We start from the raw sequence: 14295 nt of genomic DNA on the forward strand, positions 1-14295 counted from the left end.
GATAATTCCTTACCAGGTGTCGACGAAGGGGCGTTTCTTGCCATCACGCTGCGGCGGACGCGGCGCCGCATTGAGCCCGCGCAGCAGCCAGACGCGGCTGTCGGCGGGATCGATCACGGCATCGATCTCCAGATAGCTGGCCATGTTCAGCGCCTTGCCGTTTTCGTAGGCCTTGGCCACCAGCTTGTCGAACAGCGCCTGGCGCGCGGCCTCATCCGGCTGGGCCGCCAGCTCCTTGGCGAAGCCCAGGCGCACTGCGCCTTCCAGGCCCATGGCGCCGAACTCGCCACTGGGCCAGGCGGCGGTGAACAGCGGCGAGTGGAAGCTGCCGGCCGCCATGGCCTGGGCGCCGAGGCCGTAGCCCTTGCGCAGCACCAGGGTGAAAAAGGGCACCGTGAGGCTGGCGGCGCTGACGAATAGGCGCGAGACATGACGCACCGTGGCCTGCTTCTCCGCGTCCGGCCCGACCATGAAGCCGGGGGTGTCGCACAGCGAGACGATGGGCAGGTCATGCGCTTCGCACAGTTGCAGGAAGCGCGCGGCCTTATCGCCGGCCACGGCATCGATGGCGCCACCCAGGTGCGCGGGGTTGTTGGCGATCAGGCCGAACGGCTTGCCTTCGATGCGGATCAGTGCGGTGATCAGGCCGGGGGCGAACTGGCGGCGCAGTTCCAGCAGGCTGCCGTCGTCGGCCAGCAGCTCGATCACCTTGCGGATGTCGTACACGCGCAGGCGGTTTTCCGGGATCACGTGGCGCAACTCGCGGACATCGCTGCATTGCCAGTCGGTCAACGGGCCCTGGAAATAGCCCAGGTACTGCTTGGCCACGGCGACCGCTTCGGTTTCGTCCTCCACCAGCACGTCGATCACCCCATTGGGGCCTTGCACGCTGGTCGGGCCGACCTGCTCGGGGGTGAAACTGCCGAGGCCACCGCCTTCGATCATCGCCGGGCCGGCCATGCCGATGGTCGCGTTACGGGTGGCGATGATCACGTCACAGCAGCCGAGCAGCGCGGCGTTGCCGGCGAAGCAGCGGCCGGAGACCACACCCACCGTCGGCACCAGGCCGGAGAGCTTGGCCATGGCGACGAAGGTGTGGCAGTCCAGCCCGGCCACGCCGACGAAGTCGGTATCGCCCGGTCGGCCGCCGCCACCTTCGGCGAACAGCACAACCGGCAGGCGCCATTTCTCGGCCAGGGCCAGCATGCGGTCGGTCTTCTTGTGGTTCATCACGCCCTGAGTACCGGCGAACACCGTGTAGTCGTAGGCGATGGCCATGCAGCGCGTGGCCTCGGCGCCGAAGCTCGCGGCGTTCACCGTGCCGATACCGGCGACCAGGCCGTCGGCCGGGCTCAGCTCCAGCAGTTCCTCGGGTGAGCGCCGACGGCGCTGGGCGGCCAGGGCCATGGCGCCGTATTCGATAAAACTGTCTGCATCGAGCAAGTCCGCCAGGTTTTCCCGCACGGTGCGCTGGCCGGTCTTACGCCTTTTCGTCACGGCCTCGGGGCGACGCGCATCGGTCAGGCGGGCATGGCGCTCCAGCACTTCGGCTAGGTCGGCGCGGATATGCGCCAGGTCGACTGCCTGCTCGCCGTGGGCGTCGAGGCCATCCACCTCGGCAGGTTCCAGGAACGCCAGCGCCTGGCCTTCACCGATGGCGTCACCGGGCGCTACGGCCAGCACACGGACGATGCCGCTGTGCTCGGCCTTGACCTCGAATTCCATCTTCATCGCTTCCAGCACGGCGATGCGCTGGCCGGTGGCTACGGCATCGCCCTCGGCCACCGCCAGGCTGACCAGCACGCCAGCACTGGGGGCATTCAGGGCCAGCGTGCAGGGCGGGGCATCGACACTGGCCTGGGCGCTTTGCAGCGTGGCGTCAGTGGCAAAGTAACGATGTGGATGGGCCTGATCGCGAGGGGCCAGCAACTCGCCCAAATGACGCTCGACGTAGGTGGTGTCGACCTGGTTGGCGATCACCGCCTCGCAGTGCAACAGGTTCTGCAGCAGGTGCTGGTTGCTCGCCACACCGTCGAGGCGGAACTCGCACAGCCCCCGATAGGCACGGCGCAGGGCGCTGGGGTAATCGCTGGCGCTGGCAATCAGCTTGGCGATCAGCGAGTCGTAGGCCGGGCTGACGGTATAGCCGGCATAGCCGCAGCCATCCACACGCAGACCGGGGCCGGAGGGTGGTTGGTAGGCCGCGAGCACGCCTGCGGCCGGGCGCGCCGTACCGTCGGCGAGCAGGGTTTCCAGATTCAGGCGCACCTGCACGGCATAGCCTTTTGCAGGCGGTGGCGTGAGCAGACCCAGCTCGGCCAGGCTTTTGCCGGCGGCCAGGTGCAACTGCGTGTGCAGCAGATCGACGCCAGTGACCTGCTCGGTGACGGTGTGCTCCACCTGCACGCGCGGGTTGGCTTCCATGAAGTAGAAGCGCCCTGGTTGGTCGAGGTCGAGCAGGAACTCGAAGGTGCCGATGCCGCGATACTGCACCTCGGCGGCCAGGCGCAGGGCGCTGGCGATGATGGCGTCACGGGTGGCTGCGTCGAGATCGGGGCTGGGCGCGATCTCCACCAGCTTCTGATGGCGGCGTTGCAGGCTGCAGTCGCGCTCCCACAGGTGACTGACTGTGCCGCTGCCGTCGCCGAGCACCTGCACTTCGATATGCCGGGCGCGGCGCATGCGCTTTTCCACGTACAGCGCGCCACTACCGAATGCGCCCTGGGCCTCGGAGGCGCAGCGGGCGAAGGCATCGGTCAATTGCGCCGGATCGTCCACCGCACGCATGCCGCGCCCGCCGCCACCAGCCAGGGCCTTGAGCATCACGCTGCCGTGTTCGGCGAGAAAGGCGGCGGCCTGCTCCAGCGTCACTGGACGGTTGATACCGGGCACCAGGGGGACGCCGCAGCGTTCGGCGAGATCGCGGGCGGCGGCCTTGTCGCCGAACAGTTGCAGCGCTTCTGGCGAGGGGCCGATGAAGGTCAATCCGGCTGTCTGGCAACGGCTGGCGAACTCGGCGTTTTCGGCGAGAAAGCCGTAGCCGGGGTGGATGGCCGTGCAGCCCTGATCATGGGCAATGGCGATCAGCTGATCCATGTCCAGATAGGCGGCCACGCCGCGTCCTGCGAGCGGCAATGCCAGATCCGCCTTGCGCGTGTGCAGGCAGGCGCTGTCGTTTTCGGCGTACACCGCAACGCTGCGGATACCGAGGTCGGCGCAGGCCTGGGCGATGCGAATGGCGATCTCGCCGCGGTTGGCGATCAGCAGGGCTGGGAAGGGCATGGCGGCTCCGGACGTCTTGTCGTTATGGAGCCATCTTAGGTGGCTGGCTGCTGGGGTAAAGCAAGCCTTATGCGGCGATCATGCGGTCATAGATGACAATGATGGAGCAGGCCGGCCATCGCGGCTGAAGCCGCTCCCACAAGAGCAGCCTAGCTGCATCGCCCAGGTTTTCAGAGGCGCCCGAGTCGGTTCAGCGCAACGAGGCGATGGCCAGTGCGACCTGCATGTCGCTGCTATCTGCATCCGCATGGTCGCGGCGGTACTGTCGTAGCGCGCTTTCCAGCCGTGCGCCGCGAATGTCGCCGGCCGAGGCAACGTAGGCCAGGGCATCGTCACGGGCGCTCTGGTAGGGACGCAGCGCATTGCTGGTGGAGGCGGTGATGCCGGCGGTACCGAGGCTGCTGCCCACGGTGAAGTGGTCGGTCGAGTTGCCTTGCCCGTCCATGCCCCAGGCCTGGCCGGCACTGAGCATGAAGAGCAGGGCAAGGGCTCGCTTCATGCGTCGGTCAGCTGCGCCGCTCGACGATGTAACGCGCCAGCTCGCGCAGCGGTTCAGCACTGTTGCCGAACGGGCGCAGCACGTGCAGGGCCTGGTCGCGCAGTTCCAGGGCATAGTCCTTGGCGGCGTCGAGGCCGAGCAGGGCGGGGTAGGTGGGTTTGTCGTGGGCTTCGTCCTTGCCCTGGGTCTTGCCCAGGGTGGCGGTGTCGCTCTCCACGTCGAGGATGTCGTCCTGCACCTGGAAGGCCAGGCCGATGGCGCGGGCATATTGCAGCAAGGCCTTACGCGCCAGTTCGTCGGTATTGCCGCTGGCCAGGGCACCGAGCGCCACGCTGGCTTCGATCAGGGCGCCGGTCTTGTGCCGGTGCATGACTTCCAGCGCCTGCTGGTCGAGCTGCAGGCCGACCGAACCCAGGTCGATGGCCTGGCCGCCGACCATACCGGCAGGGCCCGCTGCACGGCTCAGCAGCTCGATCATCTGCAGGCGGACTTCCGCCTCCTGCGGGTTACGGCGGCGGTCGGCGAGTACCTCGAACGCCAGGCTCTGCAGCGCATCGCCGGCGAGGATGGCGCTGGCTTCGTCGAAGGCCTTGTGCGTGGTCGGTTGGCCGCGGCGCAGGTCGTCGTCGTCCATCGCCGGCAGGTCGTCATGCACCAGCGAATAGGCATGGATCAGCTCTACCGCGCAGGCCGCGCCGTCGGCACGCTCCAGATCACCTTCGAGGGTTTCGCAGGCGGCGTAGACCAGCAGCGGGCGCACGCGCTTGCCGCCATTCATGACGCTGTAGCGCATGGCCTGGTAGAGCCGTTCGAGTTCTGTGCGCGGTGCTTGGAACAGCTGTTCCAGAGCGGTGTCGACGCGGGTCTGGCAGCGCTTCTGGTACGCCGCGATCATGCGGATTCGTCCGTGTCGAAGGGCGCTGCCTGCAATTCACCGTCGCGCTCCAGCAGGATCTGCACCTTCTGCTCGGCCTGGGCCAGGGCGGCCTGGCATTCACGGGTCAGGCCGATGCCCTGTTCGAAGGCAGTCAGGGAGTCTTCCAGCGACAGCTCGCCGCTCTCCAGGCGCTCGACCAGAGTCTGCAACTCGGCGAGGGAGTGTTCGAAGTCGGGGGCGGCTTTCTTGCGGGCCATGGCGGCGAGTCTCGGGAAGCTAGAAACGGGCGCGACACTAGCAGAGCCGCGCCAGACGGGCAAATCAGCGGGCCTGAGAATATGCATCGGGATTGGGCTCTGCGTAGGGTGCGCTGCGCGCACCAACAAGACCGCGATGGTGCGCACGGCGCACCCTACGGCCTATCCCAGATAGGTGCTCCAGAAGTAGTAAAGGGTCATCGTGCTGCCCACCAGGATGACGAAGCTGCGCAGCAGCGCCGGCGGCAGTTTTTCGCCCAATGCGCCGCCAGCGTAACCGCCGATGGTGGCGCCAGTGAGCAGGATGGCCAGCTCGTACCAGCTGACCCGGCCGGCGATGATGAAGGTCAGCGTGGCGATGCTGTAGATCACCGCCGAGATCAGGTTTTTCAGGGCGTTGGCGCGGGCCAGCGGGTGGCCCTCGATGGAGAACGCGGCGAGCTGCAGGATGCCCATGCCGGCACCGAAGTAGCCGCCGTAGATCGACACGCCAATGTGCGCGCCCAGCGACAGCGGGGTGTGCGGCGGGTGCTCGAACACGTTGCGGCGTGCGGCCAGCCAGCGACCCAGCCAGGGGCTGGCAGCGAACAGTGCGGTGGCCGCCAGCAGCAGCCAGGGAATCAGTACGCGGAACACGTCGTCGCCACCCGCCAGCAGCAACAGGCCGCCGAGCAGACCACCGGCCAGGCCGGCCAGCAACAGCGGAATCAGGTAGCGGCCCAGCGGCCGTAGCGACGCTCGCGCAGCCCAGGCACCAGCCAGGCTGGCCGGCCACAGCGCCACGGCGTTGGTGGCGTTGGCGGTCACCGGTGGCAGGCCGGCAGCGAGTAGCGCAGGGAAGGAGAAGAAGGTACCGCCGCCAGCCAGGGCATTCATGCCCCCAGCGGCGAAACCGGCGAGGGCCAACAGCAGCAGATCAGGCACGGACATGGGGCATGGCTCGCACAAAAAAGGTGCAGCATACGACCTGAGGTCTTGCTCAGCCAGCCCGTCCCCGCTCTCAACGCGTGTCGTCGCCCATGCCGTCCTTGATCGGAATGCCCAATGCACGCATCTGCTCAATCAGGTGAGCGCGGGTGTCCGGCAGGTTGAGCATGCTGACCTTGCGCAGCCGGGCGACTTCATCGGCGCTGTACGGCTGGTAGTGCGCCGGCATGCTCTTGCCGGCCATGCCGTCCTCGCGCAGCAGCCAGTTGAGCAGGTCGGCCAGTTGTGCATCGCTGAGCGCTGACTGCGACATACCCGGTACGCGCACCAGGAATTCGCGACCACCCTCGACCTTGAGGAAGTGGCCGACGAAGTCCTTCATCCGTGGCGTGTCGTTGGCCCTGGAGCCTTCGCCATCGTCCAGGTGGCAGCCGGCGCACTGCAACTGATAGTTGACCGGTGTGCTGTAGCGGGCCTGGGCGATAGGCGTCTGCTGCTGTTCGTTGCCGGGAGCCGGTCGCTGATCCGGATTGGGAATGGCGCGCGCCATGGCCAGGGGGGCGACCATGACGCAGGCCAGTCCGATGAGGAGCGCACGCATGATCGTCCCCTTCGCTCACACTGCGACGCCGCGGATCACCGCGATGGTGCAGTTGTAGATGCTCGACTTGGCGGCCAGGCACCAGTTGATGTCGTTGTTGTTGAACGGCCGGTACAGCGGCTCCTCGCTGTCGTTGCGGGTACAGGCGCACTGGGCGCAGCTGTGCTTACCGCAGCAGTCGTTGTAGGCAATGATGTAGTCCTTGCCATCGCCCGGGTTGCGGCAGGTGCCGATCCAGGTGACCTGCGACACCTCGGTGCCCGGTGGGCAGGACGTCACGGTGCCGCCGCAGCAGCTGCACAGGAAGCCGTCGATGGAGCAGTAGCGCCAGTAATCGCAACTGCTGGGATCACCCGGGTCACCGGCTTTCGGCGCCTCGGCGGCCAGTGCCTTGCTGGTGCGGTCGATGGGCAGCAGCACGGGCAGGGCGGCGCCGGCGACCATCAGCGAGCCGAGACGGCCGAGGAAGTTGCGCCGCGACGTAGTGTCGGCCACATGGCGGGTGGAGCGTTCGAACAGGCGGTCTAGCAATTTCATGTCAGGGCTCCCTGGCTCAGTGGTTGTGCGCGCCGTGGGCGTGCTGGCTGTTATGCAGGTATTGCTGCAGGGTGGCGCTGCCCAGGTGCTCGGTCTCGAACAGGCTGTCGAGGTGCTCGCGGGAGTTCACCAGGCCCTTGGCGCGCAGCACGCCGGCGTTGTCGATCAGGGCGGCGTAGGGCAGCTTGCCGATCTGGTAGGTCATGCCCACTTCCGGGCCGACCACGTAGGTGGCGTCTTCCAGCTTGTGTTCGGCGATCAGCGCCTTCTGCGCATCCATGTCGCCGTCGCTGACGTAGATCACGTCGAGACGATGAGCCTGGGTCTTGGCGATGGACTTGATCGCCGGCAGCAGCGATTTGCAGATCGGACAGGTCGGCGAGAGGAAGAACAGCAGCTGGGCCTTCTCGCCGGCATAGCCGAAGTTCACCGGGCGACCGCTACGGTCGGCGGCGGTCACTTGCGGCGCGGGTTCGTTGACGGCCACGCCCTTGTCGACCATCAGCGCGCCGGCTGGTGCCAGGCGACCGTGAAGCACGCCGATCTGACGCACCAGGCCCATGACGGCAAAGGCCAGGGCGATCAGCAGGCACCACAACAGGATGTTAGAAACGATCAGAGCTTCCATGATTCACCTTCCGATGAGTTTGAGCAGACGAGGGCTGTTGGCCATCAGGCCATCAGCAGCGGCGTAGATCAGCAGGGCCACGGCACTGGCAGCGATGACGACGAAACCGTCGAACACGCCCAGGCCACGGCTCAGCGGAGCGAGACTGGCGACCAGCGCCAATCCCACCAGAACGGCATTGCGTGCCAACAGCACCGGGCGGATCGGCTGCGCCTGTTGTGGCCCGGCGCAACCGCAATCGATGTCACGACGGCCACGCCACAGGTTGATGGCGATGGCCAGGGCGTAGCCGGTGAGCAGCGCCGCAGCAGCGAAGGCCGCGACCTGGCGCGCTGCTGGAACCAGCAGGGCGAAGGCCAGGGCCACCTCGACCCAGGGCAGAACCCGAGCTACGGGGCGCACCAGGGCTTGCGGCAACAGCTGGTAATCCTCCAGCTGGCTGGCGAAGCGGGCCGGTGCGCGCAGCTTGTGGGTCGCGGCGCTGGCGAGGATCACCGCTACCGCGAGTGCGGCGGCGATGACGAAGATCGGATCGGGTTGCATGGCTGCACCTCGTCAGTGACTGAGTACGTGAATCGCGGTCTTGGCGATGCCTTCCACGGTTCCGGTGTGCTTGCCGCTGGTCAGATCGAAGACTTCCAGGCCGCCGGTGACGTTGGCGCCGAGCAGGCGTGGTTGGTCATCGGTGGTGGCTTGCAGGCTCCAGATCGGCGCGGGGGCTTCCAGGGTGCCGATACGCTTGCGCGTCTTCAGGTCGTAGACCCAGATGAGGGTGCTCGGGTCTTCCCACTTCAGCGGCTCGTGGGCGTCATGCATCAGGGCGTAGAGGCGGTTGAGCTTCGGCGCCACGGCGATCAGCTGCCAGCCACCCGGCGCCCAGCCGGCTTTCTTGTCGGCGGCATCGGTGACCAGCTCCCAGGCCGGGATGATCTTCGGCTGCTCGCCGGAGAAGTCCACGGCGCGCACGGTGCCGGTGGTGGTGACGAAGTAGTAGGTGTCACCTACGGCATAGGCACGTTCCACCAGCTTCTCGGCGTTGGGGTCGAAGAACGCGGTGTGGCTGCGAGCGGTTTCCTTGCCGGCGTCGTCCAGGGTGACCACCTGCAGGTTGCCGTCGCCGCACAGCGAGGCGAAGCGGCGCTTGCCGACCGGGTAGTTGAGCACGCAGCCGGGAATCGAGATCTCGCTGACCACTTTCCTGGCCTGGGTGTCGACCACCGTCACCGAGGTGGAGGGCGTGAAGTTGTAGATGTAGATGAAGCGGTCATCCGCACTGGCGCCGAGGGCGTGGCGCTCCGGCAGCATCACCGCGCGCTTGTTGGGGATTTCCACTTCCCAGTCGGGCGACAGCGTGCTGGTGTTCCAGGCGGTGAGCACGTCGGTGCGGATGCCACGGGTGCCGCGCGAATAGAACAGGTCGGCGGTGTACAGGTACTTGCCGTCGTGGCTCAGGGTCGAGGGGGCGGCGAAACCGGTGCTGACCATGCCGAGCATGCGCTTGCTGTCCGGGTCGACCACGGTGATGCGGCCGGTCACCAGGTTCTCGAATTCGGCATCGACGATATAGGCGCGGTGCGGCGACGGCGGGAAGGGCAGGGTTTCCTGGCCGATGGTGTCACGGGGAAGCTCGGCATGGGCGCCGAGCCCCACCAGGGACAGACCCAGCGCCAGGGCGGTCTGTCTGATGATCCGAGGTGTTCGCATGGAGTTCTCCTTGTTGTCGGGAGTACGGGGCATCGCCGACGGAGTCGAGAGCAGTCTGGCTGAATGGCGGGTGAGCATGCAGGCGTTCTCCGAGGGCAAATGATTCGGGATGGGCATCACCACGATCCTAAAAACGCAGCTCACTGGCTTGTAAGCGCCTGCAAGAAACTTGTATTTGCCTGCCAGCGTGCAGGCCTGGCGGCGGCGTGCGACGGGGGATCGAGCGATCTGGCAGGCGTAGGCAAGTGAATGGCAGGCAGATGAAAGAGTGTGAGGGGAGCTGGGCATAGCGTCGGGGTCTGTCAACTTCACTCACCACTCTGGGGAACCTCATGTCCAAGCTACCCACCTTTCGTCTCTCCACGCTCGCGCTGCTGATCGGTGCCGCATTACCTGCCGGCGCGGTGGAGCTTTACGCCGATGCCGACACACGCGTGCAGGCCAATCTCGAAGCCGTGTTCGGTCTCTTTCACAGCCGTGAGAACTATGCCCCGAGTGGGCGACTGCAAGAGGGCAGTTCCTCCTGGCGCGAGGGCTACGTCAAGTATGGCCTGAGTTTCGAGCAGGGCCTGGCAGGCGTGGGCAATTCCTACGGTGCGTTCTCCATGCTCAGTTCCGCCACCTGGGGCGATGGCGATGCCGCCGGTTTCTCCGACGGCTCCGAGCGCACCACCAAGATCGAGGATGCCTACCTCGGCTGGCGCTCGGGCAATCTCTTCGAGGTGCTGGGCGAGGATGGCGTGGACGTCTCTTTCGGCCGGCAGAATGTCATGGTCGGCGACGGCTTCCTGATCAACGGTGACGCCCTGAACATCGGCAAGGGCCTGGCCGATGGCGAATTCAACCGTGGTGGCGCCTACTACCTGGCGGCGCGCAAGGCCTTCGACCAGACCGCGGTGCTGCGCCTGGGCGGGCAGCAGGGCTGGCGTGGCGACCTGATGTGGCTGAAGTCCGACAACCGCGCGCAGGCCAAGACCGAACTCTACGTCGGTACCCTGGAGCACGTGGCCGATGCCGGTACGGTGGGGCTCACCTATGTCCGTACGCGTGACGTCGACGAGCGCTACGCCTCGCCGTCGCAGCTCGAGCGCAAAGGCATGAATACCTACAGCCTGCGTGCTGCGGGCAATGCCGGCGTGGAGAACCTGTCGCTGTCCGGCGAATACGCCAGACAGGATCGCGATCGGGGCCATGACGAGAACGCCTGGTACCTGGAAGCGGGCTGGACGTTCGCCGACGTCGCCTGGTCGCCGACGCTGAGCTATCGCTACAGCCGTTTCTCGGAAGGCTACGACACGCTGTTCTACGGTTTCAGCCGTGGCTACGGCACCTGGTTCCAGGGTGAGGTGGCGGGTAACTATGCTGGCCCGTTCAACACCAACAGCCGTGTGCATCACGTCGGCCTGCGTGCCACCCCGCTGGAAAACCTCAGCGTCGGCGTGCTGTGGTTCGACTTCGATACGCTCGACCGCGAGCGCGGTGATTTCTCCGGTCGCGAGCTGAACCTCTACGCCGAGTTTGGGCTGACCGAGAACCTGGTGGTGATGCCGGTGGTAGGCCTCTACCAGCCGAAGAAAAGTGCCGAAGAGGGCGGTGCCCAGCTGGGTAACAACGACCGTAACCTGTACAGCCAGCTGGTCTTCGCCTTCCAGTTCTGACGCCTGAAAACGTGCCTTGCCAGCGCTTGCTGGTGAGGCGCCGCGGCCCGTGAGGCACGATGCCACGGTGCAACAAATACTAGAATTATCTATTATCTACCCTTGTTCCCATCGAAGCGGTCTATCCATGAAGGTGCCGAAGAAACGTCGCAATCGTTACAACCCGATCAGCGAAGATTTTCACAAGGAAGAGTTTCCGTTCTATTGGCTGGTGCGTGTTCACGCCCGCTATTCGATGAGCATGGAAAGGCTGCTGAAGAAGGTCGATCTCGACATTCCTCGTTGGCGCGTTCTCAACATCCTGTATGAAACCCAGGACGCCAGCATCTCGGAGATTTCCGAGTTCGCCGTGGCCAAGCTCTCCACCATCACCAAGATCGTCTACCGGATGAAGGACGACGGTCTGGTCGATACCCGTCAGAGCGATCTCGACGGCCGCGTGACCCAGGTGTCCATCACGGAGAAGGGGCGTCAGGCCTACTTCGCCATGCACGAGGTCACGGCGGAGCTGTTCCATGCCGGTTTCAAGGGCATGACCGAAGCGCAGATCCGCAAGCTCAACCAGACCCTGGCCACCATGTTCGACAATCTTTCCGAGGTCTGACTCGCGCCGAATCAGCCGTGCAGGTGTGCTTGGCTCGCCAGTTGGCGGTTCAGGGCGTCGGCTCGGTAGGCTCGCGGTGACACGCCGTAACAGTGCTTGAACACGCGCGAGAAATGCGCCGAATCGGTGAAGCCCCACTTGTAGGCGATGGTGGTGATCGGTAGCGCCTGGCTGCCGGTGTCGGCCAGTTCCCGCGCACTGCGTTCCAGGCGCTGGCGCTGGATGTAGCGGCAGATGCTGTCACCGTCGATCTCGAACTGGCGGTACAGCTTGCGCACCGACACGTTCAGCTTCGCCGCCAACTCGGTCGGTGTCGGCGCATTCGGCAGTGATTCGCTGATGATCTTCTCCGCCAGGCGGCGCAGCGGGCGGCCCGGTTCGAACAGTTGCTCATCGTGGAAAGCCGGCGGCAGCAGGGCGATCAGGGCGCTCTGCAGGGCGGGGCCGTAATGGTTCTGGGTAGCCGAGCTGAGCTCGCCGTTGGCGATCTGCTGCAGGATGCCCTGCAACAGGTGCCCGGTCGGGCTTTCCTTCTCCAGCTTGCCAAAACGTCGCGCTGCCAGCGGCAGTAGCGGGTCGACCATGTCCCGGCACAGGTGCACCGAAAGCTGACGGATAAGGCCCTGCGGTTTCATCTCGAAGGCCTGCGCCGAATCGAGCAGGGCCATGTCGCCGGGGTTCAGTACGAATTCTCGGTCACCCTGGTCGATGGCCATCACCCCTTCGCGCTGCATCACCAGAAAATAGTAGCGATCATCGGCGCGGGCACTGTTACCGCGCTGACGGTTGATAGCCAGGGCGTTGGTGCTGATATCGGCGATTTCCAGGCCGCCCAGGTCGATGCGCTCGATCTCGCCGACGAAGGCCGAGTCATGCCAGGCCGGTCGGGTTTCGAAACGCCCGCAAACGCTGTGAACGCTGTGGTTCCAGCGTTCGAAATCACGGGATGTATGCACGCTCATGAGGCAACCTCACTTTATTTTTTATGTTTTGGTGCGCTGTTTGTGTCGTTTCTGCACACTTGGCAAATAACGTGAATGTTCAAGCATTTTTTGAGCCAGAAACCGCCGTGTGATATCGCGCTGAGATCAGTGGTCGGTTTTCTTCATGCGGCCGGATATCCGCCCGTTAGCTGGCTCGGGGAAGGGCTGGGGATGTGGCGAAGGGGAGAGTGGCGGTTGGTGAGGGAGCGGGCCGCCGAGAGTGGCTGGCGGCCCGTTCGCAGCCTGTCAGTAGCGGATCATCACCGATTTCAGTTCGGTGTAGTCGTCGATGAAGGCGCTGCCGAATTCACGACCGGTGCCGGAGGCCTTGATGCCGCCGAAGGGCACCGAGGGGTCGAGGAAGGTGTGCATGTTGACGTACACCGTGCCGGCCTCGATCTGCGGGATCAGACGCAGCGCGCGCGACAGGTCGTTGGTCCACACGCTGGCGGTGAGGCCGAACGGCGAGTCGTTGATCAGCGCCGGCAGCTCCTCGACCTCGTCGTAGGGCAGCACGCAGAGGATCGGGCCGAAGGTTTCCTCGTGCAGCAGGCGATCCTGCGGCCCGTTGGCCAGCACCACGGTCGGTTCGACGAAGTAGCCGGCGCGGGCCAGCGGCTTGCCGCCGCAGACTACTTGGCTATGCTCGCGAGCCAGTTGCAGGAACTGTGAAACCTTGTCGAACTGCGGCTTGTTGGCCAGCGGGCCGAAGTTGACGCTCTCATCCAGCGGCGAGCCGATATTCATGCCTTGCAGGGCAGCAGTGAATTTCGCCAGGGTCTCGTCGAGGCGCGAGCGGTGCACGTAGATGCGCTCCGGTGCGGCGCAGACCTGGCCCTGGTGCACGTAGCCGGTCTGGATCAGGCCGGCCACCGCGCCGTCGATATCGGCGTCGGGCAGCAGCGCGGCGGCGTTCTTGCCGCCCAGCTCCAGGGTCACGCGGGTGAGGTTGGCGGCCATGGCGCTCTGGCCGACCTTGAGCCCGGTGGGCACCGAGCCGGTGAAGGACACCTTGGCCACCTGCGGATGCTCGATCAGGCTGGCGCCGACCTCGCCGGTGCCGTTGACCACGTTGAGCACGCCCGCCGGCACGCCGGCCTCGATAGCCAGTTCGGCCAGGCGCAGCAGGGTCAGTGGGGTGAACTCGCTGGGCTTGAGCACCAAGGTGCAGCCGGTGGCCAGCGCCGCGGCGATCTTCCACACACCGATCATCACCGAGAAATTCCACGGCACGATGCCGGCCACCACGCCCACTGGCTCGCGGCGGGTGAAGGCGGTGTACTGCTCGCCCATCATGGACGGAAACGACGGGCTCATGGTTTCGCCGTTGATCTTGGTCGCCCAGCCGGCGTAGTAGCGCAGGAAGATGGCGCTCTGGCCGACTTCGAACATGCGCGAGAGGTGGATGGACTTGCCCGAGCAGAGGGTTTCCAGTTGCGCCAATTCCTCGCCATTGGCCTCCATCAGGTCGGCCAGGCGATTGAGCACCACGCCGCGCTGGTAGGGCGAGGTTTGCGCCCACTCGCCCTTGAAGGTACGGCGGGCAGCGGCGACGGCCGACTCGACCTCGTCGGCGGTGGCGCAGGTGATCTGCGCGATCACTTCACCATTGGCCGGGTTGACGATGGGCACGCGCTTGCCTGATGTACCCGCGCGGTATTCGCCGTCGATGAAATGGGCATGGTTGCGCTGAAGGAACTCGCGCACCTGGGGCAGTAGGGAAATGTCGCTCATGGGA

At 65.6% G+C, this 14295-nt stretch carries 14 protein-coding genes; 2 read left to right on the forward strand and 12 right to left on the reverse strand.

The window, feature by feature from the left end; translation table 11 throughout:
- Nucleotides 1-9 precede the first annotated feature (9 nt).
- The 10 genes from C7A17_RS14570 to C7A17_RS14615 form a co-directional block, all read right to left on the reverse strand.
- Nucleotides 10-3282, reverse strand: coding sequence for a carboxyl transferase domain-containing protein (locus tag C7A17_RS14570; protein WP_106738685.1), 3273 nt, complete (start codon nt 3280-3282; stop codon nt 10-12).
- A gap of 190 nt (nt 3283-3472) precedes the next feature.
- Nucleotides 3473-3781 (reverse strand): DUF2388 domain-containing protein, encoded by a 309-nt coding sequence (locus tag C7A17_RS14575; RefSeq protein ID WP_106738686.1) that lies wholly within the window; start codon nt 3779-3781, stop codon nt 3473-3475.
- Between the two features lie 7 nt (nt 3782-3788).
- On the reverse strand, nt 3789-4676 hold the full coding sequence (locus C7A17_RS14580) for a polyprenyl synthetase family protein (RefSeq protein ID WP_106738687.1): 888 nt from the start codon (nt 4674-4676) through the stop codon (nt 3789-3791).
- Nucleotides 4673-4915 carry an exodeoxyribonuclease VII small subunit gene (locus tag C7A17_RS14585; RefSeq protein ID WP_106738688.1) on the reverse strand — a complete coding sequence of 81 codons (243 nt, stop codon included), beginning with the start codon at nt 4913-4915 and terminating at the stop codon, nt 4673-4675. The genes C7A17_RS14580 and C7A17_RS14585 overlap by 4 nt, the downstream gene beginning before the upstream one ends.
- Before the next feature lie 162 nt (nt 4916-5077).
- On the reverse strand, nt 5078-5845 hold the full coding sequence (locus tag C7A17_RS14590; protein WP_106738689.1) for a sulfite exporter TauE/SafE family protein: 768 nt from the start codon (nt 5843-5845) through the stop codon (nt 5078-5080).
- 70 nt (nt 5846-5915) lie between these two features.
- Nucleotides 5916-6443 (reverse strand): cytochrome C, encoded by a 528-nt coding sequence (locus C7A17_RS14595; protein WP_106738690.1) that lies wholly within the window; start codon nt 6441-6443, stop codon nt 5916-5918.
- 15 nt (nt 6444-6458) lie between these two features.
- Nucleotides 6459-6980, reverse strand: coding sequence for a methylamine dehydrogenase light chain (locus C7A17_RS14600; RefSeq protein ID WP_013717290.1), 522 nt, complete (start codon nt 6978-6980; stop codon nt 6459-6461).
- Nucleotides 6981-6996: 16 nt separating this feature from the next.
- Nucleotides 6997-7608 (reverse strand): methylamine dehydrogenase accessory protein MauD, encoded by a 612-nt coding sequence (gene mauD, locus C7A17_RS14605; protein WP_013717289.1) that lies wholly within the window; start codon nt 7606-7608, stop codon nt 6997-6999.
- A gap of 3 nt (nt 7609-7611) precedes the next feature.
- The gene (locus C7A17_RS14610) at nt 7612-8151 is read right to left on the reverse strand and encodes a MauE/DoxX family redox-associated membrane protein (RefSeq protein ID WP_106738691.1); all 540 of its coding nucleotides are present in this window, start codon (nt 8149-8151) and stop codon (nt 7612-7614) included.
- A gap of 12 nt (nt 8152-8163) precedes the next feature.
- Nucleotides 8164-9312 carry an amine dehydrogenase large subunit gene (locus tag C7A17_RS14615; protein ID WP_106738692.1) on the reverse strand — a complete coding sequence of 383 codons (1149 nt, stop codon included), beginning with the start codon at nt 9310-9312 and terminating at the stop codon, nt 8164-8166.
- A gap of 332 nt (nt 9313-9644) precedes the next feature.
- Here C7A17_RS14615 and C7A17_RS14620 point away from each other — a divergent pair, with 332 nt between their 5' ends.
- Together C7A17_RS14620 and C7A17_RS14625 are read left to right on the forward strand one after the other, a co-directional pair.
- The gene (locus C7A17_RS14620; RefSeq protein ID WP_106738693.1) at nt 9645-10970 is read left to right on the forward strand and encodes an alginate export family protein; all 1326 of its coding nucleotides are present in this window, start codon (nt 9645-9647) and stop codon (nt 10968-10970) included.
- A 127-nt stretch (nt 10971-11097) separates the two neighbouring features.
- Nucleotides 11098-11574 (forward strand): MarR family winged helix-turn-helix transcriptional regulator, encoded by a 477-nt coding sequence (locus tag C7A17_RS14625; RefSeq protein WP_106738694.1) that lies wholly within the window; start codon nt 11098-11100, stop codon nt 11572-11574.
- Nucleotides 11575-11585: 11 nt separating this feature from the next.
- Here C7A17_RS14625 and feaR read toward each other — a convergent pair whose 3' ends face one another.
- Both feaR and C7A17_RS14635 read right to left on the reverse strand, forming a co-directional pair.
- A complete protein-coding gene (gene feaR, locus C7A17_RS14630; RefSeq protein ID WP_106738695.1) occupies nt 11586-12536 on the reverse strand; it encodes a transcriptional regulator FeaR in 951 nt (316 codons plus the stop codon).
- 267 nt (nt 12537-12803) lie between these two features.
- Nucleotides 12804-14291 (reverse strand): aldehyde dehydrogenase family protein, encoded by a 1488-nt coding sequence (locus tag C7A17_RS14635; protein ID WP_106738696.1) that lies wholly within the window; start codon nt 14289-14291, stop codon nt 12804-12806.
- Nucleotides 14292-14295: the final 4 nt, after the last annotated feature.

The organism is Pseudomonas mendocina (genome assembly GCF_003008615.1).
GTDB lineage: Bacteria > Pseudomonadota > Gammaproteobacteria > Pseudomonadales > Pseudomonadaceae > Aquipseudomonas > Aquipseudomonas mendocina_C.